Genomic DNA, 26096 nt, shown 5'->3' on the forward strand with positions numbered 1-26096 from the left:
CCATACTGTGCTTCTGCTGGCGCCCCTCCGGGGCCTTTTGTTGATATGAAAGTATTACTTCATGCGTTCGCCAAGTTCAGCGGCGATGGCGGCTTCACAGGCTTCTGCGGCGGCCTGATTCTCCGCGCTGATGGAGATATAGATCTTCAGCTTCGGCTCGGTGCCGGACGGGCGTACCACGACGGAGCAGTGGTCGCTCAGCAGGTACTTGAGGACATCCGACTTCGGCAGTCCGTCGAGACCCGGCAGGTAATCGAGGACCTTCTCCACCTTCTTTCCGGCGAAGGCGTCCGGCGCATCCGTACGGAAGTTCTGCATGATCTTCTGCATCTTCCCAAAGCCGGCGGATCCCTCGAAGGTGAAGCTGTGGAGGGTGTTCAGGCAGTAGCCGTACTCCGCATAGAGCGCCTGCAGACGGTCGAGGAGGCTGATGCCCTGCGTCTTATAGAAGCTGAACATCTCACAGATCATGAGGGCACCATCGACGGCATCCTTATCACGGACATAGCTGCCAGTGAGGTAGCCGTAGCTCTCCTCGAAGCCGAAGACATAACGCTCCGGATGGCCCTCCTTCTCGAGCCGACCGATCTGCTCTCCGATGAACTTGAAGCCGGTCAGGACATTGATGGTTTCGACGCCGTAGTGCGCGGCGATGCGCTCGCCGAGGTCCATGGTCACGATGGTCTTCACCATCACCGGATCCTTCGGCAGCGTTCCGTGCTTCGTTCGCTGCGCGAGGATGTAGTCCAGCAGCAGGATGCCGGTCTCGTTGCCGCTCAGAAGCTGATAGCTTCCGTCGGCTCTTCGTACGGCGATGCCGACACGATCGCAGTCCGGGTCGGTTGCAAGCAGGAGGTCTGCCTGTACGCGCTTCGCATAGTCCATGCCGAGGGCCATCGCTTCCTTGATCTCCGGGTTCGGATACGGGCAGGTCGGGAAGTGACCGTCTGGCATCTCCTGTTCCTTCACGAGCGTAATGTTCGTGTAGCCGCACTCCCGGAGGGTCCTGGTCACCGGCGCGCGACCGGTGCCGTTCAGCGGCGAGTAAACGATTGCTACGTTTCGGTCAATGCTGTCATCCGGACCAAGTACGGACTGCTTCTTTACATTTTCCACGAAGTCGGTGTAGACGGCTTCCCCGATCCAGAAGATATGTCCAGTCGCAGGCGCATCCATGTCCACCGCAGCTGTCGCGCTGTGTGATGACGCAGCTTCCTTTTCTGTCGATGTCGCGTCGGCCGTAGCGGTCTCCAGCATGACCGGGGTGGTGACGCTGTGCGCGACGGAGACATTGGCCTCCGCCGTGTCGCGGATGCCGGCGATCTCGAACTCGGTCATGCGGATGTCGGCGAAGAGGTCGAGTGCCTCGATTTCTGCGAGGATCTCGGCGGCTGCCTCGGTCGTGATCTGACAGCCATCGGCGCCATAGACCTTATAGCCGTTGTACTTCGAGGGGTTGTGGGACGCGGTCAGCATGATACCGGCAGCGCAGTGAAGCGCACGGGTCGCGAAGCTGAGGCACGGGGTCGGCATGATGTCCTCATACATGTAGACGTCGATGCCGTTCGCTGCGAAGACGCGGGCCGCGGTTTCGGCGAAAAGATCCGACTTGATACGGCTGTCGCGGGAAACTGCGATGCGGCGGTCGGCGGCTGCGAAGCGCTTCCGCACATAGTTTGCGAGGCCCTGGGAGGCCTTCGCTACCGTGTACACATTCATGCGGTTCGTGCCGGCGCCGATCACGCCGCGGAGACCGCCCGTACCAAAGGCGAGGTCACGGTAGAACGCGTCCTGAATCTTCTCTTCCTCTCCACGGATCGCTGCGAGCTCCTGCTCGACATCGGCATCCAGTCCCTTCGCAAGCGCGCACCAGCGCGTATATTCCTTCCTGTAATCCATCGTTACTCCTTTTCTGCCGGCATATCGAACTTCGTCTTGTCGGCGACGGCGATGTCCTCGCCGAGCTGCATCTCCATGAGGGTCAGCGGGGTCTCCGGGTCTGCGCGCATCGTGTGCTTCGCGCCGCACGGAATCGAGATCACGTCGCCGGCGCATACGCTGCGGGCCTCGCCATCGACGATGGCGGTGCCACGGCCGTCCAGGACGGTCCAGATTTCGTTGCGGGCGTGATGTGCGTGATAGCTCATGTGGGCACCCGGGCGCATCTCGATTTTCACGGTCATCGAGCCCTGGGAGACGTCGAGGATGCGGAAGTCGCCCCAGGATTTGCGGGCGAACATGATCTGGTCCGGGAGCTGGTCCACGTATGGCTTGATGCGGGCGCTGGCTTCGAGGTTACTGACGAGGATGCCCTGCGGGCTTGCAGAGATCACCGCATGCTCGAGCCCCATCGCGAGGATCGGCACGCTCAGCTCGTTCACGATGTGGACGTCCTCGCAGTGCTCGCCGAGAATGCCGTGGCCGATGACCGGCTCGGACATCTCTTCGGTCAGGGTGTTCCAGGTGCCGAGGTCCTTCCACTCGCCGTGGAAGCACATCACCTGGATCTTCGCTTCATGCTCGACGACGGCATAGTCGAAGCTGATTTTGCGGAGCTCGGCATAGTGGTCGAAGAGGGTCTGATAGTCGCTTGTGTCGAGGAGGGTGCGGGCACGGTCCAGCACGTAGCCGAGCTTATAGGCGAAGACGCCGCCGTTCCAGAGGGCACCCTGCTTCAGGTACTCGCGGGCGGTCGCCTCATCTGGCTTCTCTTTGAAGGTGCAGACGGTCGACACCGGGGCCTTCGCCTCCGGGATGATATAGCCGTACTTCTCGGATGGATAGGTCGGCTCGATGCCCATCAGGACGAGATTCGCCTCGCCCTTATCCGCCTGCTCAGAGAGTGCCTTCAGCGCATGGAAATAGTCATCGTTCACATACGGGTCCACCGGGCAGACCACGACGGATTCGTCCTCCGGGACGTGACACTTTTCGTGCAGGTAGGCACTCGCGAGGGCGATCGCCGGGAAGGTGTCCCTTCTCGTCGGTTCGACGGAGATATTCACGTCGGTGCCGAGCAGGTTCAGAATGGAGGATACCTGGGTGCGGGAGGTCGCGATGGTGACACGGGCCTCCGGGTCCACGGTGCGGATCTGGCGGTAGACGCGCTCGATCATCGACTCATAGCTTCCGTCCGGGCGTTTGAAGAGCTTGATAAACTGCTTGGAGCGGATATCGTTGGAAAGTGGCCACAGGCGTTTGCCGGAGCCACCGGATAGTAAAATGATATTCATAGTACGGCCTTTCTTAAAAACACGACAGTATTCTAGCATACTCGCGGGGTTTCGACTAGATGGGGACAGCGTAGACCGGTCCTCCGGGGCATCCGTACAATATGCTGCAAAAAAACAGACGTTTTGTGAATATCATCCAGGCATTACGGAATTCTGTCTTTTCGTTCATTTCGGTTTCTCGATTTCGGGTTTCTGTCCTGTGCTTCACTTGCATTTTTCTAAGCTCCATGCGCGGAGCGTCTAGTCTGTTCTGGGACTATAGTCCACATGACGACTATAGGCGATTCGCGCTGTCTCCTCTATACTCGGGCTATACCAAACGCGGAGGCCACATGACAGTATCTCAGCTTATCCTCCTGCAGTGTCTGACCATCGCTGCGGGCTATGATCTACGAGAGCGGCGTATCCCTCATGCGCTGATCTACACCTATTTATATTCTGGTTATTTCCTTTCATACAGGGGCACCCTGACGCTGCCGGCGTGCTTCTTCTGCTCCAGCGGAAGGGGTGTCTCCTATCTTCTTCGCTACTTCCTCTCACTCGTCATGTTTCGTGCCCTGGCCTCACTGACCCATGCAGGTGGCGGAGACGCACGACTGATGGCACTGGTCATCGCGTGGTGCGGTGTCGATGCCGGATGTCAGCTTCTGCTGCCGGGGCTCGTGTTGGCACTGATGTATCTTCTATGGATCAGAACAGATTCCGGCAGGTGGAGGCTCCGGGAGCGGCACATGCTTCCGACACTTCCTCTGGCCCTGCCACTGCTTCTCGGTGCGATTCCGGGACTGATCTTCTCTCCCGCGTCGTACGGTTCATTTCCCTACCCCTGAACCGGCGAAGCGGGAGATACTCTCAGAACGTAAGCGTTCAGCGCTGGAGCCCCCGGAGGGCGGCAACGGAGGATCACACTCCGAGACCAGTGAAATCCATGCCGGGCTCTCTGCCTGAGCTGTACGCTCCGAAAAATGATTTATCTGTATGAAAAGAGGCTTCTATGAATCAGATTCTCGCACTGCTGGAACAGGATCCCAGCTACTGTGAACGTTTTTTAAAGTATGCATCTTCGCGGACGGAGTGTCCGTTTACCGTCTATACCTTTCAGACCGTGACGGAGCTGCAGCGTTTCGCACACCAGAACGACATCGACCTGCTGCTGAGTGATGCGGAGGCAGCCGAGGAAGAAGAGCTCGAGAAGCTCCCGGTGCATACCCGTGTCGAGCTTACGGAGGAGCCGCTGGGTGAGAAGCAGACACTCGCCGGTGCTCGTCCGGATGCACCACACAAAATCTATAAGTATCAGTCCGGGGAGAAGATTCTGCATGAGCTCGTTTCGAGCTATCAGCTCTCGAAGAAGGCGGAGCCGAAGAATCGGCAGGGGCTCGCCAGGCTGTACCTCGTATACAGTCCGATCGGGCGATCCGGGAAGACCTGCTTCGCCGAGAGTCTCACGAAAACGCTGCAGAAGGATATGCGGGCACTCTATGTCAGCCTCGAGGAGGTATCGGCACGAGCCGATGCATCGATGCAGAGCGGAGGCGGCTCCCTCAGTGATGCGCTCTACTTCTACAAGAAGGAGCGGCTGGATGCCGAGCGACTGCGCTCGATGATCACGCGTGTCGACGGCATGGACCTCATCCCGCCGGTCCGTTCACCGGAGGATATCGCGACGCTGCGGGACACGGAGCTTCCACAGTTTATCCAGACCCTGTGTGCATCGGTCGACTATGATGCCATCGTCCTCGACACCGACAGCATCCTGAGCCGCGTGGAGGGCATCCTCCCGCAGGCCGACTGGATCTTCATGCCGGTCACCGACCAGCCTGCGCACTACCGTAAGCTGTCCGCCCTGGAGCATTATCTCTCCGGCTCTCCGCATCGCGCCGCACTCGACCGGATCGTGAAGCTCATCGTACCTCTGGAGCATACAGGATACTCCGAAGCAGAGGCCTCGGAGCGGCTGTCCGAATTTACTGCGGCGGTCATACGAAACTACCTCTACGATGCGCAGCCGCAGCGTGCGGTGCGCTAGCAGACATGCGTATCGCAGTACCATACACGATACATGCAGATCGAAGCGCATGCACATCGCAGGTCATGTAGAAAAGGAAGTGGATCATGCGGCTCTCTCAGACAAAGGGAATATAGCATATGAATACAATCATGGATCAGACCGAATTAAAGAAGGAGCTGAAACAGCAGCTGCTCGCCGGACTCGAGGAGCAGCGAAGCTTCAGCGATGCGGAGCTGTATGACCGCATCGACGAGCTCCTCTTCGCACATCCGGAGCTCTGCCTCCGGGACAAGCTCTATCTGCGCGATGCTGTCTTCAACAGCTTCCGTCGTCTCGATGTGCTTTCCGAGGTACTCGATAATGCCGATGTCACGGAAATCATGATCAACTCCGAACAGGAGATCTTTATCGAGCGCAGCGGACACATGCAGCGCTGGGACCGGAGCTTCGAGTCCCGGGCACAGCTCGAGGAACTGATTCAGAGCATCGTAAGCCGCATCAACCGCGTGGTCAACACCAGTACGCCGATCGTCGATGCCCGTCTCGAGGATGGCTCGCGTGTTCATGTCGTCTTGCCGCCGATCGCACTGAAGGGGCCGACGGTCACCATCCGAAAGTTTCCGGAGCCGATCACCCTCGAAAAGCTGATCCTCTACGACTCCCTGACACAGGAAGCCGCCGACTTTCTGATTTCACTCGTAAGGGCACGGTACAACATCTTCATTTCCGGGGGTACCAACTCTGGAAAGACCACCTTTCTCAATGCGCTTAGTCAGTACATCCCGTCGGATGAACGGGTCATCACGATCGAGGACTCCGCCGAGCTCCAGATCCGAAACGTACCGAACCTCGTCTCCCTCGAAACGCGAAACGCAAACGCAGAGGGGGAAGGCGAGATCAGTATGCAGAACCTGATCAAGGCGTCCCTCCGTATGTCGCCGGACCGCATCATCGTCGGCGAGGTGCGCGGAAAGGAATCGCTCGACATGCTGAATGCTATGAATACAGGCCACGACGGCAGCCTGTCCACCGGCCATGCGAACTCCGCCCAGGATATGCTTCGCCGTCTGCAGACCATGGTGCTGCAGGGCGCGGAGCTTCCGTTGCCGGCGATCCGCAGCATGATCGAGTCGGCGCTCGACATCATCGTTCACTTAGGACGTACCCGTGACCACAAACGACGGGTACTGGAAATATCGGAGGTGATCGGCATTGAACATGACGAAATCAAACTTAAGCCACTGTATAAATTCGATGGTCAGAAGCTTGAAAAGCTTGCGGATCTCACGTCCCGACAGAAGCTCCTCGATCGATTATAACGAGTATATCCTGACGCCACTCGAGTATCTCCGCCTCTTCATCACGGCGCTGCTCGCGGATATGCTGGTCGCGTATACCTTTTACCAGAGCCGCCGTGTGCTGCTCGTCACGCTGCCGCTCTGCCTGCTGTACCCCTTCTCCTGTCGAAAGGCGCTCTGCGAGAAGCGGCGACAGCAGCTGCTGACGGAGTTCAAGGAATCCCTTGCGATCCTTTCCTCTTTCTTAAGTGCCGGCTACTCCACGGAAAATGCCTTCCGGGCCTCCATCGGTGAGCTCAAGCATCTCTTCTCCCCGGACGCGATGATCGTGCGGGAGTTCGAGCAGATCGTGCACGGTATGAGCCTGCATACACCGGTCGAGGAGCTGCTCGCGGACTTCGCCTACCGCTCTGGACTCGAGGATGTCGCGAATTTCGCCGAGGTCTTCACCGTCGCGAAGAAAAACGGCGGTCAGCTCGTGAAAATCATCGCGCACACGGCCTCCGTCATCCGTGACAAGGTGCAGATCTCCGAGGAAATCCTCACGATGAACGCCGCCAAGCGCTATGAGCAGCGGGTCATGAACCTCGTCCCGTTTCTCATCATCCTGTATATGAACTTCAGCTCGCCGGAGTTTTTCCGGACCCTGTACACGACGGTGCTCGGGCGCATCACCATGACGCTCTGTCTCCTGCTGTATGTCCTCTCCGTCTGGCTCGCCGGACGCATCATGGATATCGAGGTGTAGCTATGAGGACACGACATTCTCTGCGCCGCACGCTGGAGAAGACGCTGCGGCCGTATCTTCAGAAGCTTCGGCAGCAGGCACAGGCGACCCCCGCCGGGATTCGAAAACAGATGCTTCTCTGCATCAGTGCCTCTCTGCTCCTGACGATCCTGGTATTTTTTCTGAGACTTCAGGACGGCGTACTGAAGGAGGGCTTCCGCCTTCCACGAAGCGGCTACGGCGGGTCGAAGCAGTATATCACCCTGGAGGTCTCCGGACTCACGGAGGATACATCGGTTCCGCTCGATATCACGGTCAGTCCGAAGCGCTACACCGAGGAGGAGGCCAATGCTGTCTTCCGTGAGATTTATGACCAGCTCGAGGAGCTCGTGGTCGCGGAGGGTGAAAGCTTCGCAAATCTCCAGCACGATCTCCGCCTCATGACGAAGCTTCCGAAGTACGGCGTGCAGCTCTCCTGGGACTTCTACCCGGAGCTCGATCCGGCGCTCGCCGCCGGTTCCGTGCCGCCGGATGAGGCGCGGGCCTACTATCGGAAGTACCGTCACCTGATGGACAGCGACGGCACGCTGCATAACGAGACGCTGGCACCCGGCACCGTGGTGACCGGCTATCTGTCCCTCATCATGAGTACGGACATCGTGCCGACGGGTACCGACGGAGAGACGAAGTATCTGAAAACGCAGTATCACTCGGCACCGTACCGTATCTATGTCGGTATCGTCCCACGGGCGCTGTCCCGCTATGAGTCCCTGCTGCTTCAGCTGCAGCAGGCCATCACCACGGAGGACGAGGGCAGTCTCGGCGAGAATATGCTCTCCCTGCCGACGGAAATCGACGGACAGCGCATCTACTACAGTGAGCACGAGGACCGAAGCTATCTTCTGCTTCCGCTGCTCGGCGTCATCGCCGCCATGGCCATCTATATGCGCCAGGGGCAGGCACGCCGGACGGAAAAGAAGCAGCGAGAGGCGCTCCTGATGCTGGACTATTCCGAGCTGGTATCGAAGCTTATGGTCTACATCGGTGCCGGTCTCACCGTCCGCAATGCCCTGGAAACCATCTCACAGCACTTCGACGCGCTCATCGCACGCGGCATCAAGGAGGACCGACCACTCTATCAGGAGCTCCGCACGATGGTCATCCAGTTCCGGCGCAACATGCCGGAATCGGAAATCTATCTTTCATTCGGACGGCGGGTGAACCTGAAGCCGTATACGAAGCTCGTCAGTCTGATCGAGCAGAACCGGATGAACGGCGCACGGAATCTCCGCGCCATGCTGGAGCTCGAGATGGAGGACGCCTTCGAGCAGCGGAAAACGACCGCACGGCGCCTCGGCGAGGAGGCCGGCACGAAGCTGCTGCTCCCGCTGTTTATCATGCTCGGCATCGTGATGATCATCGTCATCGTACCGGCCATGAGTGCTCTCGGGTGAGGAACTGCCGCTAAACGCTTACATTTTATCACATGTACACTATGAATCTGCGTGGCATCCTGCCCCGGCATATGTCAGGAGGATACTACGCCCCACACGAGGCGAGGCCTCAGGAGGAAAAAAACATGACAACAAGCTTCACTATGTTCCCAACTGCTTCTGGTATACTGCCGCACACGATGCTGGATACCGTCTTCGGTGTACTGCACCGACTGTATGATCAGTTCCTGTTTGCATGGATGCTGTTCATCACGGCCTGCCGGAAACGCCTGCGCACACTGCTCCAGGATGATTCCGGCATCGGTACCATCGAGCTCGTACTGATCCTCGTCGTACTGATCGCGCTCGTCCTGATCTTTAAGGATCGTATCAAAGCGCTTCTCAATGACATTTTCGATCAGATCGAGAGCTCCGCGAGCAGCGTGTACTGATGAAGCGGCGCATGACACGAGGCCCTGCACACACAGACGCAGAACGTCGCCGCATAGCGACGGCAGCGCTCGCAGCTCAGCGCACGCAGGGCTCAGTCACCGTGTTTCTCGCACTTAGCTTCGCGATGATCGCTGCGCTGCTGCTCACCATCGTGGAGTCCTGCCGCACCGTCTCGGAGCGCCTGTTCTGGCAGACGGCGGTGGACAGCTCCATGGAGTCGCTCTTCTCACAGTTCCATCGCCCGCTCTGGGAAAACTACCGGATCTTCGGACTGCAGTACCGGACGGACGAGGATCTCTCGGAAGAGTTCTACGACTTCATGAAACCCTACCTCAGCGCCCGGGACCTCTTTCCGGGCAGCATCCGGGAGGACAGTGTCTCCTTCCTGGAGCATGTGCATGTCACCGAAGGAATCAGCTTCGAAGAGGAGGTGCTGGAGTATATGAAATATGGACTTCTGGATTCGCTGATCAGCTTCGCGGGCAGTGACTTTCAGGAGCAGGAGGTCGTGGAGGAGCTGGAAAAGGTGTTCCGCCGTGCAGATGAATCGAAGGAAATCCGGGAACTGCAGCGGAGCTATCAGCTCGACACGAAGGACCTGAAGGCCGTCGAGGATGCCATCGCTCAGGTGGATGCCGCCACGCGCAGTGCGGAAGCCGCCCACCAGGAGGCCTGGAACGCACTCCGGCGGGAGGACCCGTACGACTTCTACTCTGCGAAATACTCCTTCACTCGCGCACTCACTGAGCTTCAGCATGCAGTCAGTCGTTATACGAAGGCAGCCGACCAGCTCGCGGAAAAGGTCGCTGCACTTCGCACGGACTTTGACACCCGCTCGGCTTCCCTCTCCGAGGAGGGACGACAGGCGATCGAGGCGGAAATCTCCGAATATGAGAACTATGTTTCCAGAAGCGGCGACGTCCGTGCAGAGATCGAAGCGATGCCGGCGAAAGCCGCTGCCCTCATCGCCGAAGCCGATCGCGTCGAGCAGGACGTCGATGACTTCGAGGAGTGGCTGGCGGATGCCATCTCGGATGCGTGGGATGATGACGATGAGGACGAACCGGACTTTTCCTATGAGATACGGCGCTTCTACCGCACTGCCGCCGCAGACTGGCACAGCTTTTCACTGATTCACTATCGTGGCGAGCTGTCGAGGATCAATGCAAAAAACAAGGCCCTGCTCGATCAGATCAGTGATCTGCTGCAGGGAAATCTGCTCTCGCTGGTGCTGCCGGACGGTGCTGCTCTTCCGTCGAACACGGCCATTCATGACCGCTCACCGGCATTTCCGGCGGATTCCACGGCCCATCCGGTGGAGGTCGCCATCCTCGGAGAGTATGCACTGAAGTTCTTTCACTACTACCATCCGGGCGAAACGCCGAAGGAGCAGCTGCCACCGAGTGGTGCGCAGGCGCTCGAGCTCGAGTATCTGCTCGGTGGCGAAAGCAGCGACTACGAGAATCTCTCGGAATATGTCACGAAGCTCGTCGCACTCCGGGAAGGCATGAATCTGATCTATCTCTACTCGAGTCCGGAAAAGCGGAACGAAGCCCGACTCTTCGTCACGTCCTTTCTCGTCGCTACGGGAAACCCGGCGCTGATTTCCGTCTTCACCTTTTTCGTCCTCGGCATCTGGGCACTGGTTCAGGCGATTCAGGATGTAAAGACCCTGCTGTCTGCCGGACGTGTGCCACTCTTTCATGATAACAGCAGCTGGTCTGTCGATATCTCCGGACTTCTCCGTTTCGGTGAGCATCCTTCCGCAGGTGCCGATGTACGAAAAAACGGCCTCTCCTACCGGGATTACCTCCGGGCGTTTCTGCTCGGCGAGGGCCTTCTCCGGCAGGCAGAGATCAACCAGCGGATGCTGAGCCGAATCGAGAAAAACATACGGCAGATCGGAAAGGATCCGGAAACGGGCTTCGCCCTCGACGAGTGTCTCTATGCGCTCGAGGCCACCGTTCACCCGGACACGCGGCATGTCATGTACAGCACCGGTATCCTGCAGATGGTCGCCGATACGGTACCAGCCATCGACTACTCGATGGAAATCAGCAGCTACTACAAGTATCGGAATGATACGCAGTAAGCGGCCTGCTGCGACATCGTGCGGCTGAAAGCCTACGGTATGCGCCGTACACCTGCACCCGAAACATTGACCGCTGACAAACCTGCGGATGATTCCGCTGCACTGCAGCGAATCACATAAACTCATCTGAGGAAACGCATGAAACAGGAACGAAGTACCCTGCCCCGGCACAAGTCACACTCCAGGTACCATCACCGGGCATCGGAATACAAGAAAAAACTGAATACACTTCTTCTGACGCCATGCCGCTCCTCCCTCACTGTGGAGGCTGCGCTCGCCCTGACCCTCGTGATCCTCGCGAGCGTCGTCCTCATGGTGCCCATGCTGATCCTGAACCACCAGCGAAACGCCGCCCTCGAGATGCATGAGAATGCACGCCAGATGGCGAAGCAGAAATATGTCGAGTACTACCGTGCGAAGGACGGCAGTCTCACCCTCGATCAGGACCTCCTGAACAGTGGGGAGACGGTGCTCACTGCCCTCGGCCTCGGGCATCAGATCAGCCAGCCCGGTATGCAGAACATCGACCTTCTCTCCGATTCCGAAATCACGAAGGAAACGGTTCGTTATATCGCAAACTATGATGCGGTTCTGCCGTTTTCCGTGCTCGGACTCGACCATCTGTCGCAACAGGTCGTCGTCAGCCGCCGTGCATGGATCGGTGCAAAGGGCAATCGCTGGATGGAAAATAACGGTGGAGAGACGGAAGATGATCCCGTCGTCTATGTCAGTACCCGCGATACCGATGTCTACCATACCACACGCGCCTGCTCTTATCTCACCCATGACATCCTGGAAGCCCGCGGTGAAGACATGCGAACGCTTCGGAACAAATTCGGCGGAAAGTACAGTCCCTGTGCCACCTGCCGCCCGAACCTGTCCATGCCGACCGTCTACTATACGCTGGCGGCACGCAGCTACCATACGACACCGAGCTGTCGCACCATCTCCAGCAACGTGCAGGAGATGAAAAAATCCGAAGCCGAGTCCTATGGAAAGCACGGCTGTGTACGCTGCGGATGAGGAATCTGTGATGCATTATTTTATCTATCTCTTTTTCATATATGCACTGCTCTGCATCGCATACGATCTCCGGAGCCACAGCGTGCCTCTGATGGTGCACCTTCTGTTCGTACTCCCCGGACTGATCGTATTCGGAAATCAGCTCCACGGAGCGCTTCAGGCATGTGCGCTCACAGCGCAGCGGATGATCTCTGCTACTTCAGCGGATGCTTCATCCGCTGGTCTTCCAATCTGGCATCCGATCTGGGCCGCACTGCTTCCACTGCTACCGGGGCTTCTGGCCCTGCTGATCAGCAGGCTCTCACGGGAAGCCCTGGGCCTAGGTGACGGACTCTTTCTGCTGATCGCCGGCCTCTATCTCCAGATGCGCTCGATGCTTCTGCTGCTCCTGTCCGGTATTCTGGTCGGTTTTCTCGTGAGCGTGATCCTGCTCATCCATGGCCATATCCACGGCCGGAGCATGCGAAAAGTGTGCTTCCCGTGGATTCCCTGTACACTGCCGGCGCTCTGCGCGATCGCTTTCTCACAGTTCCCGCTGGTCTGATCCCGTTTCCCATGCAGCGCCTCTCGCTGCTTCCGACAGGAAACTTACTTCATCCATCCGATGACACATCGCATCCTGTCTATCCCTGGATGCCCTGCATCATCTACTGAACACATTTTTACATTCAGGAGTTCCCATGTATACCATAGAAGCCGCCTATATCTTTTCCATCATCCTGCTGGTCATCGGAAGTCTCGTCACCAGCGCCATCAAACTGCAGTCAAAAATCAATGGCTTCACACGTTCTGCGCTCGAAGCAGAGGTCAACAGCCATCTTCCGGATGGCGCGAAGGATTTCCAGCCGGAGGATTTCATCCGCATGGTCACCCTTTTTGAACAGGACATCGATCCAGCCGAAGGAGAACAACATGAATAAACCGATTCTGGAGCGTATGTCCTACGAGCATAATCTCCGTCACAGTTACATGCATATCAGCGCGCAGTCCGTAGACCCGCAGTCCTATGAGCTGAAGCTGCTCCGAGAAACGAGCGTCCCGGATACGCTGCCCCTCTCGATCCGCACGGATGCGGAGGATCCGGCTCAGGCGACCCTCGAATATGAGGTCTCCGGTCTGGAATCCATGGCAAGCTACTACGCGAGTCGAAAGCTCCGCTACCTGGCCCTCGCACAGCTCATGGAGAACATCCATGGCCTGCTCGGGCATCTCGAGGAGTATTTCCTCCCGGAGGATATGGTGCTCCTGGATCCATCCGCGATCTTCTACAATCCGGAAAAGGAAAACTGGATCTTCACCCTCGTGCCCGGCTACAGCAGTTCCTTTCATGAAGCATTGAAGGCACTCATCGCCTGGCTTCTGAAGCGGATCGACTACAACGAGGACCGCGTCGTCGTTCTGGCGTATACCCTCTATAACGAATCCCTCAAGGAATTTCTCGTGATGGAGAATCTTCTTCGCATCTGCCGGCAGAACATCGAGCGTGAACGCATGCTTCAGCTGGAACGAGGCGGTGGCCGTGCATCCGCGCCGGCTGCCTCATCTTTCGGAGTAGGTAGCCGGGCCTCTGTGCAGGCTTCTGCTTCCGGTTCGTTCAATGCAGACGACCGGCATACAGATGACTCCGCACCACGCCCACGCATGATTTCCACCGATGGCATCTTCCGTCCGATCGACGCCGGCCTTTCGGAGCCGGCAGAAGATGCTGAGCCACGGCCGGCGAGGCCCGCACAGTCATCTGCCGCAGCGCCTGACAACATCCGCTTCCCATCCGATTATGGTGAAGACGAGTACAGTAAGACGGTCAGAAAACTGCAGGAGCACACGCCAGGCGATGCCCAGGTGTACGAGCATGACGCATCTCTCTGCACAAATTATGCAGGCTTCGATGATCCTGCGCTCGACAGTGTCAGCGTATCCTCACTGGTTCCGACCCCGGAAGTAAAACGGAGTTTTCCACTTTTTCGTCGCCGGAAAGACGGGAAATCAGAGAAAACAGAACGACAAACGAAAAAAAGTGTGGAGAAATCCACACTGAAGGAAGCACTGTCCACCGAACAGAATCAGAGCGCCTTTAAGGCGAAGACCCTTCTCTCTGTCGCACTCATGATTCTCATCCCTTTCCTGATCTGGTTCCTGAAGGGCGGGGTCGTCCTCCGTCGCATGCTCCCACTGGTACTGGCCCTCGAAGCCGGCATCCTCGTCGTCATCGCCCTCGATTACCTGATGGCGAAGCTGCCGGATGACTAGCGAAAACACACTAAAACAGCCGTTGCCTGACTGGAGAACACCTTCGTCAGACAACGGCTGTTTACATCACTCTGCGATTCGCTTCGCAATCTCTACAAGGATCTCCGTGGTTTTCTCCAGCGATCCTACCGGGATGAACTCATACTTTCCGTGGTAGTTGTAGCCACCGGTGCAGAGGTTCGGGCACGGCAGGCCCATGTAGGAGAGACGTGCGCCATCGGTGCCGCCACGAATCGGAACCACAATCGGCTCAACGCCGCAGGCACGCATCGCTGCTTCCGCAGTGTCGATGAGGTACATGCACGGCTCGATTTTTTCCTTCATGTTATAGTAGCTGTCCCGAATCTCGCAGACCACGGTGCCCTCACCGTACTTCCGGTTCAGGAACGCTGCTGCATCTGCGAAGAAGCGCTTCTTCTCCTCGAATTTCGCTCGGTCATGGTCGCGGATGATATAATCCATCTGTGCTTCTTCCACACTGCCGTTCATCACATCGAGATGATAGAAGCCCTCATAACCTTCTGTGTACATCGGATTCTCGAACGTCGGAAGCAGGCTCTGGAATTCCATGCCGATGAGCAGTGCATTCTTCATCTTGAGCTTCGCGCTACCTGGGTGAATACTGACACCGTGAATCGTAACCTTCCCGGAAGCAGCATTGAAATTCTCATACTCGAGCTCACCGAGGGCTCCGCCGTCTACCGTATAGGCGATATCCGCGCCGAAATCCGCAACATCGAAACGGTCTGCACCCCGACCGATTTCCTCATCCGGTGTAAAGCCAATGCAGATTTCTCCATGCTTTATCTCCGGGTGCGTCAGAAGATGTTCCGCCATGGTCATAATCTCTGCGATGCCCGCCTTGTCGTCGGCGCCGAGCAGCGTCGTACCATCCGTTACGATCAGATCCTCTCCCTTAAGTCCCGGAAGAAATGAAAAATCCGCTACCTTCATCACGATCTGCTTCTCTTCGTTCAGGACGATATCTCCGCCGTCGTAATCCTGCACGATCCGCGGCTTTACATTCGCTCCGCTCAGCGCCGGCGAGGTATCCATATGCGCGATGAAACCAAGCACCGGCGTGCGCCCGCCATACTGCTGCCGGACAGAGCCTGCGGCCATCTGCGCCCCGTCGCCTGCATCAGCCAACGTTTCATCCATCGTCGACGGAATCCGCGCGAAGACATAGCCGAACTCGCTCACGCGCACATCGGCTGCACCCAGCTCGATGAGCTCCTGACGAAGCTGCTCCGCAAGTACCCGCTGCTTCGCTGTACTCGGGCAGCTCGCGCTCGCCTCATCAGACTCCGTGTCGTAACTTACGTACTTCAAAAATCGTTCGATTGCTGTTTTCATATACTAACCCTCGTTTTCTGCAATTTCTCTGCATAAGAGCATAGCACAGATTCCGCATTTCCGCTCCAGGATATGCCGTCACTGGTGTTTTCGTTTGAAGACGTCACCCGCGTCATGTTCACACGCGATGATCTGCCAGCGAATCTGTCGGAGGACCGAAAGCTAACTATGCCAGCTGGTTTTTCAACTGGTGCATATAACGTTCGAAGACCACGTACGTAATCACCGCCGTCAGAGGATTCGATACGGCTTCGGCTGCATAGATTCCCCATACACCGATAAAATGCGGGAGTACCAGGGCGAGTGGAACCAGGAACAGCAGCTTTCGCATGATCCCAAACAAAAAGGAATAGCGTGTATTTCCCATCGCCACGAAGGCATTCTGATTGATCATCTGCATCCCGATCACAAAAAAGGTCGAGAACATGATGCGCATGGAAAGCTTCGTCAGCACAGTCAGCTCCGGGTTTCGCGTAAACAGCATGCTTACCAGTTCCGGCCAGAACATAAGAATCGCCCATGTCAAGGTTGCACAGCTCATGCTCAGTATTCTGGCATAGCGGATGGTCTCCCGCAGCCGCGGATAGTTTTTCGCCCCCAGATTATAGCTCAGCAGCGGCTGTGCTCCGGTGACAATCCCGATGAGTGGCATGAACAGTACCTGACTGATACTGCTCAGAATCGCCATAGACGCGAGATGCAGATTTGCCTCCGCTCCGCCATAGATGATCAGGAGACGATTTAAAAGGATCACCACGACAGACTCATTCACCCGAAAGGTACATGGCGAAATGCCCAGTGCACAGGTCGTGCAGAGTATCTCTTTATCCGGTCGCATATCCTCTGCGCAGAGGCGGATGCTCGAGCGAGGCGATGACAGGAAATGGAGAATCCATACGCAGGACACAAACTGCGCCGTGACCGTCGCGATGGCCGCGCCCCGGACGCCCATGTGCAGTACATAAATCAGTATCGGGTCCAGCACGATATTGATGATCGCCCCGATCACCACCGACATCGTCCCGATAAAGGTATATCCCTGGGTATTAATAAAGGGATTTAAGCCGAGCGAGAGCTCAACAAATACAGTGCCCAGCAGATAGATGGTCAGATACTGCGATGCATAAGGCAGGGTGCTGTGATCTGCACCGAACAGAATCAGCAGAGGTTTTAAAAAGATGAGGCATCCTGCTGTCATGATCACTGAAATCGTAAGCAGCATCGTCAGTGCATTGCAGAGATACTTCTGCGCACGTCCGACCTCTCCCTTTCCCAGCGCGATGGACGCCAGCGGTGCACCACCCATACCCGGGAGGCAGCTTAACGCAGCAACCAGCATCGTGATGGGATAGGTCAGCCCGATGGCGCTTAACGCGAGCGTTCCATCGCCCGGCATATGTCCGATATACATTCGGTCCACGATGCTGTACAGCGCATTTACAAGCTGTGCAGCCGTGGCCGGAATCGTAAGCCTGATGAGGAGTGGCAGAATTTTCGCAGCTGCCAGTTCCTCATTCATCTGTTTCTTTTTTGCATTTATAAGGTCCACGGCTTAACCCAAGGAAGGTCTGAATCCTCCACACTGTCCTTTCCGCCATCAACATGGAATACGGTTCCGCTGACATAACTGAAGCGGTCACTGGCCATGCAGACGATCACATCGCCCACTTCCTCCGGTTTTCCTGCGCGTCGAAGCGGGATTCTGGACATCGTATACTCCGTCTGCTCGTAAATCGCCTTTGCCGAGAGTACGGTATCGATGATGCCCGGTGCCACCGCATTCACACGAATACCATATGGCGCAAGCTCAGAGGCCGCTCCGGTGGTCAGGACGTTCACTGCCGCCTTTACGGCACCATAGGTCACACGATAGTCTACCGGCACCTTCGAGGAAATCGACGAAATACTGATGATCACGCCGCTCTTCTGTGGAATCATATAGCGGGCAGCCGCTTTGATGCCAAAAAAGACAGAGCTCAGATTCAGATCCACGATATAGCGGAAGGTCTCCTCCGGTAGTGTCGCGAGCGGACCATGCTTGTTTCCACCTGCACAGTTAACCCAGATATCGATCCGTCCGAACTTCTTTACGGCACGCGCTGCAAAGGCATCCACTTCTTCTGCAACCATCGCATTTACCTGCTCACACAGGATATCTCTGTAGCCCGCCGTTTCCGCCTGCTGCCGGAACCCCTCTACCTTTTTCTCCGAGCTGCTGCAGATCGCCAGCTGACACCCCTCCTCCAGAAAACGCATCGCCGCAGCTGCTCCGATACCGGTGGTACCGCCGAAGATCACCGCTACTTTTCCTTTTAATCCGAGATCCATACGAACCTTCCTTTCCTTTTACAGTCAGCTTAAGAGTGTCCCGGACACACTGCCACTCTCGATTCGTCCATATACAGACGATCCAGCGCAGGTAACCCTTGAATATGGGCTCTCTGGTCTCGAGTCCATGGCGAGCTACTATGCGAGCCGTAAGCTTCACTACCTGGCCATCGCACGACTCATGGAAAACATCCATGCTCTGCTCGAGCATCTCGAGGCATATTTTCTCCCGGAGGATATAGTGCTTCTGGATCCGTTGGCGATCTTTTACAATCAGTAGCAGGAGCGCTGGATCTTTACCCTCGTACCCGGCTACAGCAGCGCCTTCCATGAAGCTCTAAAGGCGCTCATCGCCTGGCTTCTCAGGCGCATCGACTATAACGAGGACCGCGTCGTCGTCCTGGCCTATACGCTCTATAACGAGTTCCTCAAGGAATTTCTTGTGGTGGAGAATCTTCTCCGCATCTGCCGACAGAACATCGAGCGCGAACGCAGGCTTCAACTGGAACGAAGTGGCGGCCATGCATCCACTTCGGCTACATCGTCTTTCGACACGGACAGTCGTGCCTCTGTGCAGGCTTCTGCTTCTGTTTCATTCAATGCAGACGACCGGTACCCGGGTAGCTCTGCGCCACGCCCACGCATGATTTCCACCGATGGCATCTTCCGCCCGATCGACGCCGGCCTTTCGTAGACGAGTGAAGTCGCCAAACCGCAGCCGACGCTGCCCGCGTCACCATCTAAAGAAGCGCCGGACAGCATCGGCTTCCCCTCTGATTATGGTGAAGACGAGTACAGAAAAGCAGTAACAGCGCTGAAGGAAGGCAGCTCCGGCTATGCCGGCATCGGTAGCGCTGACAGTGTCCAGTGCACAAATTACACCGGCTTCGATGACGCTGCGCTCGATGGTGTCAGCGTCATCACTGGCCCCGGCCTCGAAGACCAAAAGAACTTTTCCACTTTTTCGTCGCAGGAAAGACGATGCATCCGAGAAAGCTGAGCGCCGGACGAAAAAAGGCGTAGAGAAATCCACACTGAAGGAAGCGCTGTCCACAGAACAGAATCCGAACTCCTTTAAGGCGAAGACCATCCTCTCTGTCACCCTCATGATCCTCATCCCTTTCCTGATCTGGTTCCTGAAGGGCGGGATCGTCCTCCGTCGCATGCTGCCGCTGGTACTGGCACTCGAAGCCGGCATCCTCGTCGTCATCGCACTCGATTATCTGATGGCGAAGCTGCCGGATGAGTAGCCGATGACGATGACATCTGTTTCTTGTTTGATTTTATCATGTCCATATCGGAACCTCTTTACGGCAGATAAACAAAAGTCGTCGCGCGGCCAGTCGGTGCTGCCAGTCGTGCGACGACTTTTGTTTTATTCTCTTTTCAGACTTCTCTTACAGGCAGGAATCGACGTCTGCCTTATCGATCATGACATTCAGAATTTCCTTATCAGTCGACTTCATACCGACTCTGCCGATGTAGCCCATATTCTTGATTGTTTCCTCTACATCATACTCCACGATACCCTCGCCAGGCTGGAACTGCTTATCGTTCATGCTCATGTAATGTGCAAGCAGCGCTGCATTTACCGATGCTGCAATCTTCGCTGCACAGCTCCGCTTCGCGCCATCACAGACGATACCGCCGACATTGGCCAGCGTACTGGTAATCGTCCGGCCGATATGCTGGTAGTCACCACCTGCCATATAGGTGATGGCCGCACCTGAACCGCAGGCCGCGCTGACCGCGCCACAGAAAGCGGAAAGAGCGCCGATATAATGCTTGATATAAATGGATACCAGGTTACTTACCAGCATCGCGCGATACATTTTCTCTTCCGAAATCTTCCACTCGCGGGCATAGACAAGTACCGGCATCGTGACGGTGATGCCCTGATTGCCGGAGCCGGAATTGATGACAACTGGAAGCGGACATCCGCTCATACGTGCATCCGAACCAGCCGCTGCCGCTGCACAGGCTTCAGTACGTACATCATGGCCAAAGCTGCCGAGGATGGTCTTTCCGACCTGCGCACCCCAGGCGTTATCGAGACCCTCCTGTGAAATTCTCGAATTCATCTCGATCTGACGTCCGATCACATCTCTGATTTCTGCGAGATCGACCGTGTCTGCATAGTCGATCAGTCCCTGGAGACTCATCTTACTGCGATCGGCACATACGATTCCCTGACTGGCCTCTTTCGCGATCTCATGCTCTTCATCACGAAGGACTTCATCATCTTTTTTCATGTAGACGATCTCGGTGTGATGATAAGCGATACGTACGCAGGCTGTATGCTCTTCGGATTCCATACTGATCTCGATATAGAGATTCGGAACGTTTTCTGCCAGATTTACATCACAGATCTTCGCCTCATTCAGTCTTCTGCACTCTTCACGATCCTCATCGGTCACACCGGCGATTACTTCCAGCTTCTTATCCGGATCACCACCGACCATACCGAGGATGGCTGCAACTTCGATCCCCTTCTGTCCACCGGAATTCGGTACCGTTACACCCTTCACGTTCTTGATCATGTTACCAGAGCAGTTCACCGTCATACGTGTCGGCATCTCTCCGAGAAGCTTCCGTGCCATGGATGCCGCATAGGCGATCGCGATCGGCTCCGTGCAGCCCATCGCCGGAATCAGCTCCTCATGTAAGATGGCTGTATAATTCTTATAATCCTGTTCACTCAGCTTCATAATCCTCTTCCTCCTTCGTCATGCGATTCACCTTCCAGAATCGTGCTCTGCTCCTGTGCACACATATTTTTTTATCTTCTGTATGTGCATTTTCACTGTTCGTGGTAATAACCGTAATAATAACCGTAGCAATAACCACATCATTAATATTATCAGCTTTGATAAATTCAATAATACCATATAGATTCGATTGTGCAATTCGTAAAAACCGATAAAAAGAGCGGTATGCATTTGTACTTTTTATACAAATACATACCGCATACAGCTGTTTACCATATTTTTCTTCCTGTAAAATCAGAAAAACAGCGGCCGCTATCTCGCCTGCCGGAAGAAATCTTCGAAGCCGCCGAAATTATGCAGATCCATACTGATAAAACGGATGGCTTCATCTGCATCCTTCTTGCGAAGACTCTCGATGATATCGGTATGATGTTCCGTATCACGAGACAGAAGAACATCCCGGTTGCTGTTCCAGTAGAACTGTGCATACGCACGTGTGAGACGGTGCATCGTAAGGCGCAGTTCCTGAAGGGCATAGTCGTTATGCCAGAAGCTCATCAGCTTTAAGTGAAAGTTCTCATTCGCAGCCCAGTGCTCAAACGGTGTTCTGTCATCATTCTGGCAGTCAACATTGAGCGTTTCCAGCTCATCGATCTGACGATCCGTTAAGGTTACGATGCGCTGCTTCAGAAAGCCACTCTCTAAAACGAGACGGAACTGCAGCATGGAGTAAACATCCTCTACCGAATAGGAGATCACTTCATATCCATAACGCGGGATGCTTTTCAGGATACCATCGGCACACATCGCGATCAGCGCATCGCGCACCGGTGACTTGCTTACGCCGTACTTTTCCACCAGATCCTTCTCATTGATGATATCTCCGGAATGCAGATTTCCGGCCAAGAGATCCGCCTCTATACTTTTATATACGAAATCCTTCAGATTTGATGGTGCTCTCATTTTCCCCCCATACGTATGCATCCGCTCTATCACGGATACAAAATACTGTTATCATCTTATCATGCTTTTTACGAATTGTATGTACAGCTTTCCATGCAAAATCTGTGAAAAATTCATGCATATTTAACGTAATGCGCTCTGCGCTTCCTTCGTGAGGTCCTTGATCACCTCTCCACCGATGATCAACCCGGCGACGGAAGGCACAAACGCGACGGAGCCCGGGGTCGAGCGGCGCCCGCTGATGTGCTCGACATCCGGTGATATTTCCCCGGCGGAGACAGGATCCTCCTCTTCCACGAGCGGGGTCAATGCTTCTTCTGTGGAGTATACGACCTTCAGATGCTTCACATTGCGCTTCTTCAGTTCTCTGCGCATGACGCGGGCGAGCGGGTCGATCGAGGTCTGATAGATGTCCGCGACCTGGAATTTCGTAGGATCAAGCTTATTACCGGCGCCCATGCTGCTGATGATCGGCGTACCGGCTGCCTGACAGGCCATGACGAGCTGGATCTTCGCCGTCACGGTATCGACCGCATCGATGACGTAATCATACTCCTCGAAATGGAATTCCGCACTGGTTTCCGGCAGGAAAAAGCACTCGTGTCGATGGACGACGCAATCCGGGTTGATGTCATGGATGCGTTCCGCCATCACCTCGGTTTTATAGCGCCCGACGGTCTGGTGGGTGGCGATGATCTGACGGTTGATATTCGTAAGACAGACGGTATCGTTATCCACGAGGTCGATCGTACCGACGCCGGCACGCGCGAGGGCCTCGGCTGCGAAACCACCGACGCCGCCGACACCGAAGACGATGACACGGGCGTGCTGTAAGACATCCACGGCCTTTGCGCCCAGCAGGAGACGGGTTCTCGAAAACTGATCTGGCATAAATTCTCCTCTTTCGTAAGAAAATCGTAAGGGGGTCTGACCCCATTAAAAAATTCTAAAATTCAAAAAAGCGCTGGCGTTTATCACGTCAGCGCTTCTTATCATATTCTGTTTTTCGGATGTCTGTCAATCAGAACTGCAGGTCTTCGGACCGTGCGCTTATGCTACCGGTGCCGAAGGCGGTGCGGATTACATCAGGTCGGCGACATTGAGCCAGCTCTCGAGGATCTCCTTCTCCTCCGGACGCTGCTTCGTAAGGTTCGCAGCGGCGACGATCGGAAGCCACTTGTGCACATAGCCCTTGTCGGTGTTGGTCTTCGCGCAGAAATCCTGATAGTACTGCTCTGCCGCATCCCGATCCTCGAGGTAGAGTGTCGTGTAGGTTCTCGCTACGTCGGCGCTTGCGTTACCCTGGGTGGCATGTACCCAGTCGATGAGGTACATCGTGCCATCCTCTGCGACGATGATGTTATCCGGGCGGAAATCACCGTGCAGGAGCTTGAAGTGCTTCGGCATGGACTCGAGACGGGTCAGGAGCTCATAACGCGTGCTTGCATCGATGGTGTTGAGGCCATTGATCTGGTAGGTCAGCTTATCGCGCAGCTTCTGAAGCAGCGGAGCCTTCTTCGTGAACATCAGCATCTGAAGATCGACCATCTGTGCGATGTACTCGTTCTTCTTCTCCGGATGCTCCTTCATGAGCTCCTCGAGTGTCTTACCGGCGATGTACTCACGCTCGATCACCCACTGGCCATCCTCCTCGTAGATTCCGAGAATCTTCGGTACATGGAGGCCTTCGATGGTCTCTACACGTGCATGGGCGAAGGCTTCATGAAAAACTTCTGACTTGTCAAACGACTTTTCAAAAATCTTCAGAATCTTATCACCATCGCGATAAACACTCTTGCCCGCTTTTTTCGATAATAATTCTCTAGCCATAGTTGTTCTCCTTTTTTAAGTATGAGTCTATTTTACTACACTTCATGATAAAAGGAATACAAATTTGTTAAATTAATAACAAATTTTCCCGTTATAACTTTTTATCTATACCGGCTCAATGATACTGGAAGCGGAAGACGGCACAGCCATACGCCGGGAGCGGGTACGCGACGTGGTATGGTCTTCCATCACACTCGCCCTTCTTCGCCTGGTAGGCATTCTTCCGTCCGTCCTTCGAGCTGACGGCGCCGTTTTCATCGAAAATCAGCGTATAACGGCCGCGCGTCGGAACACCGACCGCATAGTCCGGACGCTCCACCGGGGTCATGTTGACGACGAAGACAAGGCTGTTCTTTCCGGTATGATCCTTCCGGATGAAGCTGAAGATCGAGCGGTCGGCGTCGTCCGCATTGATCCACTCGAAGCCCTCCCAGCTGTCGTCCTGCTCCCACATCGCCGGGTACTTCCGGTACATATGGAGGAGATCACGCATGAAATTCTGCACGCCCCTGTGCTCCGGCTCCTCGGTGAGGTACCAGTCGAGGGCGACCTTCTCATCCCACTCGTGCAGCTGTGCGAAATCCTGTCCCATAAAGAGAAGCTTCTTGCCGGCGTGACCGAACATGAAGAGGTAGCCGCACTTTAAGTTTCGGAACTTATCCTCATAGAGACCCGGCATCTTGTTGATCATCGAACACTTGAGATGGACGACCTCGTCGTGGCTCAGCACCAGGATGAACTTCTCGGAGGAAGCATAGCTCATACCGAAGGTCATCTTGTTATGTGCCCCCTTACGGAAGTACGGATCCAGCTTCATATAGTCGAGGAAGTCATGCATCCAGCCCATGTTCCACTTGTAGGTGAAGCCGAGGCCGTCATACTCCGGCGCCGCCGTCACCTTCGGCCATGCCGTCGACTCCTCTGCGATGATGATGCTGCCGTCCTTCCGACCGAGGATGATGGAGTTCAGATGCTTGAAGAACTCGATGGCCTCGAGGTTTCCGTTTCCGCCGTACTTGTTCGGTACCCACTCGCCATCCTTGCGGCCATAGTCGAGGTAGAGCATGGACGCCACCGCATCGACACGGAGTCCGTCGATGTGATACTCGTCATACCAGTACAACGCGTTTCCGATGAGGAAGTTCTGTACCTCATTCTTACCGTAATCAAAGATCTTCGTGCCCCAGTCCGGATGCTCACCCTTCCGCGGGTCGGCATACTCATAGGTCGGGGTACCGTCGAAATCCGCCAGTCCCTGCGCATCCTTCGGGAAGTGTGCCGGTACCCAGTCGAGGATCACGCCGATGCCATGCTGGTGAAGATAATCCACCAGGTACATGAACTCCCTCGGAGAGCCATGACGGCTCGTCGGTGCGAAATAGCCGGTCACCTGATATCCCCAGCTGGCGTCAAGCGGATGCTCTGCGATTCCCATCAGCTCCACGTGGGTGTAGCCCATATCGTTACAGTACTCCGCGAGCTCATGTGCCGCCTCCGTATAGGTATAGAAGCCGTTTTTCTCCTCGCGGTTCTTCTTCCGCCAGGAGCCGAGATGACACTCATAAATCGCCATCGGCTGTGCGAAGGTCGGCGTCTTCGCGCGCGTACTCATCCAGCTCTGGTCTCCCCAGACATACCCCGAGAGATCTGCGGTCATCGATGCCGTACCCGGACGGAACTCTGCGGAAAATGCATACGGATCCGCCTTATACAGGATGTCGCCACGCTGTGTATGAATCGCAAACTTGTAAATCTCACCGAAGCCCATGCCCTCGATGAAGCCCTCGTAGATGCCGCTGGTCTCGAGCGGAAGCATGTAGTTCGCCTCCACATCCCACGCGTTCCGGTCACAGACGATGGAAACGGCCTTCGCATGTGGTGCCCAGACCGCAAAGTGCATGCCCTTCTTTCCGTGCAGCGTCGCCGGGTGCGCACCCATCTTCTCATAAATCTTATAATCACGGCCCTCGCCGAAGAGGTAGCGATCGAGCTCGGTGATGAAGACCGGGTCCAATGCTTCCGGCGAAGCGCTCGTCACGGGCCTCTGCTCCTCTTTCTTCGGTGCACTCTTGTGTGCCGCCGGCGCCGCTGGTTTCGCGGTCTTCGGCGCGGTTTTCTTTACCGTGGTTTTCTGTGTATCGCCTGTGGCCGGTTTTGTACTTCCGGCCGGTTTTGCTTTCCTGGATCTGGTGGCCATGATGTCCTCCGTTTATATTTTGTCGTGATCATATTATACAACAAAACGAGGGGATTTTCCCCTCATTTTGACATTTTTACCATATTGTGCAGAGCCGTTTATTATACGGCACATTCATGTTCTTTAGTTGTGTAGTTTGAGACGCCCGGAAGTCTGCCACCCGCAGCCCTTCGGTCGTCTCATCATACACAGTA

General features: G+C 55.7%; 24 protein-coding genes and 1 pseudogene. 13 read left to right on the forward strand and 12 right to left on the reverse strand.

The genetic code is table 11. The features are described 5' to 3' along the window. Window positions 1-54: 54 nt before the first annotated feature. The gene (locus ACTNC3_RS03230) at window positions 55-1899 is read right to left on the reverse strand and encodes a phospho-sugar mutase (protein WP_441226438.1); all 1845 of its coding nucleotides are present in this window, start codon (window positions 1897-1899) and stop codon (window positions 55-57) included. 2 nt (window positions 1900-1901) lie between these two features. Next, window positions 1902-3233 carry a sugar phosphate nucleotidyltransferase gene (locus ACTNC3_RS03235; protein ID WP_441226439.1) on the reverse strand — a complete coding sequence of 444 codons (1332 nt, stop codon included), beginning with the start codon at window positions 3231-3233 and terminating at the stop codon, window positions 1902-1904. 332 nt (window positions 3234-3565) lie between these two features. Between ACTNC3_RS03235 and ACTNC3_RS03240 the strand changes: the two genes are divergently transcribed. The 11 genes from ACTNC3_RS03240 (at window position 3566) to ACTNC3_RS03290 (ending at window position 14520) form a co-directional block, all read left to right on the forward strand. Next, entirely contained in the window at window positions 3566-4063 is a 498-nt protein-coding gene (locus ACTNC3_RS03240) for a prepilin peptidase (RefSeq protein WP_441226440.1), read from the forward strand. 164 nt (window positions 4064-4227) lie between these two features. After that, on the forward strand, window positions 4228-5262 hold the full coding sequence (locus tag ACTNC3_RS03245) for a hypothetical protein (RefSeq protein ID WP_441226441.1): 1035 nt from the start codon (window positions 4228-4230) through the stop codon (window positions 5260-5262). A gap of 119 nt (window positions 5263-5381) precedes the next feature. Further along, complete coding sequence (locus ACTNC3_RS03250; RefSeq protein WP_441226442.1) at window positions 5382-6563, forward strand: CpaF family protein; 1182 nt, start codon at window positions 5382-5384, stop codon at window positions 6561-6563. Further along, a complete protein-coding gene (locus ACTNC3_RS03255; protein ID WP_441226443.1) occupies window positions 6520-7290 on the forward strand; it encodes a type II secretion system F family protein in 771 nt (256 codons plus the stop codon). Before ACTNC3_RS03250 ends, ACTNC3_RS03255 begins: the two co-directional genes overlap by 44 nt. A gap of 2 nt (window positions 7291-7292) precedes the next feature. After that, window positions 7293-8723 carry a hypothetical protein gene (locus ACTNC3_RS03260; RefSeq protein ID WP_441226444.1) on the forward strand — a complete coding sequence of 477 codons (1431 nt, stop codon included), beginning with the start codon at window positions 7293-7295 and terminating at the stop codon, window positions 8721-8723. Window positions 8724-8848: 125 nt separating this feature from the next. Continuing rightward, a complete protein-coding gene (locus ACTNC3_RS03265) occupies window positions 8849-9154 on the forward strand; it encodes a Flp1 family type IVb pilin (RefSeq protein WP_441226445.1) in 306 nt (101 codons plus the stop codon). Between the two features lie 11 nt (window positions 9155-9165). Beyond that, entirely contained in the window at window positions 9166-11247 is a 2082-nt protein-coding gene (locus ACTNC3_RS03270) for a DUF5702 domain-containing protein (RefSeq protein ID WP_441226446.1), read from the forward strand. Window positions 11248-11385: 138 nt separating this feature from the next. Further along, entirely contained in the window at window positions 11386-12270 is an 885-nt protein-coding gene (locus ACTNC3_RS03275; RefSeq protein ID WP_441226447.1) for a hypothetical protein, read from the forward strand. 10 nt (window positions 12271-12280) lie between these two features. Beyond that, a complete protein-coding gene (locus ACTNC3_RS03280; RefSeq protein ID WP_441226448.1) occupies window positions 12281-12814 on the forward strand; it encodes a hypothetical protein in 534 nt (177 codons plus the stop codon). 136 nt (window positions 12815-12950) lie between these two features. Beyond that, window positions 12951-13190, forward strand: coding sequence for a hypothetical protein (locus tag ACTNC3_RS03285; protein WP_441226449.1), 240 nt, complete (start codon window positions 12951-12953; stop codon window positions 13188-13190). Next, window positions 13183-14520 carry a DUF6382 domain-containing protein gene (locus ACTNC3_RS03290; RefSeq protein WP_441226450.1) on the forward strand — a complete coding sequence of 446 codons (1338 nt, stop codon included), beginning with the start codon at window positions 13183-13185 and terminating at the stop codon, window positions 14518-14520. Before ACTNC3_RS03285 ends, ACTNC3_RS03290 begins: the two co-directional genes overlap by 8 nt. Before the next feature lie 66 nt (window positions 14521-14586). On the opposite strand, the gene pepT is transcribed toward ACTNC3_RS03290, so the two are convergent. From pepT to ACTNC3_RS03305, 3 genes are all read right to left on the reverse strand, one after another. Beyond that, the gene (pepT, locus tag ACTNC3_RS03295) at window positions 14587-15876 is read right to left on the reverse strand and encodes a peptidase T (RefSeq protein ID WP_441226451.1); all 1290 of its coding nucleotides are present in this window, start codon (window positions 15874-15876) and stop codon (window positions 14587-14589) included. A 166-nt stretch (window positions 15877-16042) separates the two neighbouring features. Then, complete coding sequence (locus tag ACTNC3_RS03300) at window positions 16043-17395, reverse strand: MATE family efflux transporter (RefSeq protein ID WP_410042751.1); 1353 nt, start codon at window positions 17393-17395, stop codon at window positions 16043-16045. Window positions 17396-17412: 17 nt separating this feature from the next. After that, window positions 17413-18204 carry an SDR family NAD(P)-dependent oxidoreductase gene (locus tag ACTNC3_RS03305; protein WP_410042752.1) on the reverse strand — a complete coding sequence of 264 codons (792 nt, stop codon included), beginning with the start codon at window positions 18202-18204 and terminating at the stop codon, window positions 17413-17415. A gap of 127 nt (window positions 18205-18331) precedes the next feature. Here ACTNC3_RS03305 and ACTNC3_RS03310 point away from each other — a divergent pair. Continuing rightward, window positions 18332-18580: pseudogene (locus tag ACTNC3_RS03310) on the forward strand (DUF6382 domain-containing protein); the annotation flags it as partial. Here the strand turns inward: ACTNC3_RS03310 and ACTNC3_RS03315 are convergent. Continuing rightward, entirely contained in the window at window positions 18542-18727 is a 186-nt protein-coding gene (locus ACTNC3_RS03315) for a hypothetical protein (protein WP_441226487.1), read from the reverse strand. The pseudogene ACTNC3_RS03310 and the gene ACTNC3_RS03315 sit on opposite strands and share 39 nt — an antisense overlap. Continuing rightward, a complete protein-coding gene (locus ACTNC3_RS03320) occupies window positions 18703-18966 on the reverse strand; it encodes a hypothetical protein (RefSeq protein ID WP_441226488.1) in 264 nt (87 codons plus the stop codon). The genes ACTNC3_RS03315 and ACTNC3_RS03320 overlap by 25 nt, the downstream gene beginning before the upstream one ends. A 74-nt stretch (window positions 18967-19040) precedes the next feature. On the opposite strand from ACTNC3_RS03320, the gene ACTNC3_RS03325 reads away from it, so the two are divergent. Then, window positions 19041-19454 carry a hypothetical protein gene (locus ACTNC3_RS03325; RefSeq protein ID WP_441226452.1) on the forward strand — a complete coding sequence of 138 codons (414 nt, stop codon included), beginning with the start codon at window positions 19041-19043 and terminating at the stop codon, window positions 19452-19454. A 147-nt stretch (window positions 19455-19601) separates the two neighbouring features. Here ACTNC3_RS03325 and ACTNC3_RS03330 read toward each other — a convergent pair whose 3' ends face one another. From ACTNC3_RS03330 to glgB, 5 genes are all read right to left on the reverse strand, one after another. Continuing rightward, window positions 19602-20912 carry an L-cysteine desulfidase family protein gene (locus ACTNC3_RS03330; protein WP_441226453.1) on the reverse strand — a complete coding sequence of 437 codons (1311 nt, stop codon included), beginning with the start codon at window positions 20910-20912 and terminating at the stop codon, window positions 19602-19604. Window positions 20913-21224: 312 nt separating this feature from the next. Then, a complete protein-coding gene (locus ACTNC3_RS03335; protein ID WP_441226454.1) occupies window positions 21225-21875 on the reverse strand; it encodes a GntR family transcriptional regulator in 651 nt (216 codons plus the stop codon). A gap of 123 nt (window positions 21876-21998) precedes the next feature. Continuing rightward, window positions 21999-22766 (reverse strand): tRNA threonylcarbamoyladenosine dehydratase, encoded by a 768-nt coding sequence (locus ACTNC3_RS03340; protein WP_441226455.1) that lies wholly within the window; start codon window positions 22764-22766, stop codon window positions 21999-22001. Between the two features lie 189 nt (window positions 22767-22955). Beyond that, window positions 22956-23705, reverse strand: a complete 750-nt coding sequence (locus tag ACTNC3_RS03345; protein WP_410042757.1) for a phosphotransferase family protein — start codon at window positions 23703-23705, stop codon at window positions 22956-22958. Window positions 23706-23820: 115 nt separating this feature from the next. Further along, entirely contained in the window at window positions 23821-25902 is a 2082-nt protein-coding gene (gene glgB, locus ACTNC3_RS03350) for a 1,4-alpha-glucan branching protein GlgB (RefSeq protein ID WP_441226456.1), read from the reverse strand. Between the last annotated feature and the right edge of the window lie 194 nt (window positions 25903-26096).

It is taken from the genome of Oribacterium sp. HCP3S3_B9, from assembly GCF_052064255.1.
Lineage (GTDB): Bacteria > Bacillota > Clostridia > Lachnospirales > Lachnospiraceae > Oribacterium.

Excerpts from the sequence above, each read along its gene's own strand:
- ACTNC3_RS03290 (WP_441226450.1), top strand. The coding sequence starts at position 13,183 with ATGAATAAACCGATTCTGGAGCGTATGTCCTACGAGCATAATCTCCGT.
- ACTNC3_RS03260 (WP_441226444.1), top strand. The coding sequence starts at position 7,293 with ATGAGGACACGACATTCTCTGCGCCGCACGCTGGAGAAGACGCTGCGG.
- ACTNC3_RS03230 (WP_441226438.1), bottom strand. The coding sequence starts at position 1,899 with ATGGATTACAGGAAGGAATATACGCGCTGGTGCGCGCTTGCGAAGGGA.
- glgB (WP_441226456.1), bottom strand. The coding sequence starts at position 25,902 with ATGGCCACCAGATCCAGGAAAGCAAAACCGGCCGGAAGTACAAAACCG.
- ACTNC3_RS03325 (WP_441226452.1), top strand. The coding sequence starts at position 19,041 with ATGCCGGCATCGGTAGCGCTGACAGTGTCCAGTGCACAAATTACACCG.
- ACTNC3_RS03305 (WP_410042752.1), bottom strand. The coding sequence starts at position 18,204 with ATGGATCTCGGATTAAAAGGAAAAGTAGCGGTGATCTTCGGCGGTACC.
- ACTNC3_RS03250 (WP_441226442.1), top strand. The coding sequence starts at position 5,382 with ATGAATACAATCATGGATCAGACCGAATTAAAGAAGGAGCTGAAACAG.
- ACTNC3_RS03335 (WP_441226454.1), bottom strand. The coding sequence starts at position 21,875 with ATGAGAGCACCATCAAATCTGAAGGATTTCGTATATAAAAGTATAGAG.
- ACTNC3_RS03320 (WP_441226488.1), bottom strand. The coding sequence starts at position 18,966 with ATGCTGTCCGGCGCTTCTTTAGATGGTGACGCGGGCAGCGTCGGCTGC.
- ACTNC3_RS03315 (WP_441226487.1), bottom strand. The coding sequence starts at position 18,727 with ATGGCCGCCACTTCGTTCCAGTTGAAGCCTGCGTTCGCGCTCGATGTT.
- ACTNC3_RS03240 (WP_441226440.1), top strand. The coding sequence starts at position 3,566 with ATGACAGTATCTCAGCTTATCCTCCTGCAGTGTCTGACCATCGCTGCG.
- ACTNC3_RS03345 (WP_410042757.1), bottom strand. The coding sequence starts at position 23,705 with ATGGCTAGAGAATTATTATCGAAAAAAGCGGGCAAGAGTGTTTATCGC.
- ACTNC3_RS03285 (WP_441226449.1), top strand. The coding sequence starts at position 12,951 with ATGTATACCATAGAAGCCGCCTATATCTTTTCCATCATCCTGCTGGTC.
- ACTNC3_RS03300 (WP_410042751.1), bottom strand. The coding sequence starts at position 17,395 with ATGAATGAGGAACTGGCAGCTGCGAAAATTCTGCCACTCCTCATCAGG.
- ACTNC3_RS03275 (WP_441226447.1), top strand. The coding sequence starts at position 11,386 with ATGAAACAGGAACGAAGTACCCTGCCCCGGCACAAGTCACACTCCAGG.
- ACTNC3_RS03280 (WP_441226448.1), top strand. The coding sequence starts at position 12,281 with ATGCATTATTTTATCTATCTCTTTTTCATATATGCACTGCTCTGCATC.
- ACTNC3_RS03235 (WP_441226439.1), bottom strand. The coding sequence starts at position 3,233 with ATGAATATCATTTTACTATCCGGTGGCTCCGGCAAACGCCTGTGGCCA.
- ACTNC3_RS03245 (WP_441226441.1), top strand. The coding sequence starts at position 4,228 with ATGAATCAGATTCTCGCACTGCTGGAACAGGATCCCAGCTACTGTGAA.
- ACTNC3_RS03270 (WP_441226446.1), top strand. The coding sequence starts at position 9,166 with ATGACACGAGGCCCTGCACACACAGACGCAGAACGTCGCCGCATAGCG.
- pepT (WP_441226451.1), bottom strand. The coding sequence starts at position 15,876 with ATGAAAACAGCAATCGAACGATTTTTGAAGTACGTAAGTTACGACACG.
- ACTNC3_RS03330 (WP_441226453.1), bottom strand. The coding sequence starts at position 20,912 with ATGAAGCTGAGTGAACAGGATTATAAGAATTATACAGCCATCTTACAT.
- ACTNC3_RS03340 (WP_441226455.1), bottom strand. The coding sequence starts at position 22,766 with ATGCCAGATCAGTTTTCGAGAACCCGTCTCCTGCTGGGCGCAAAGGCC.
- ACTNC3_RS03265 (WP_441226445.1), top strand. The coding sequence starts at position 8,849 with ATGACAACAAGCTTCACTATGTTCCCAACTGCTTCTGGTATACTGCCG.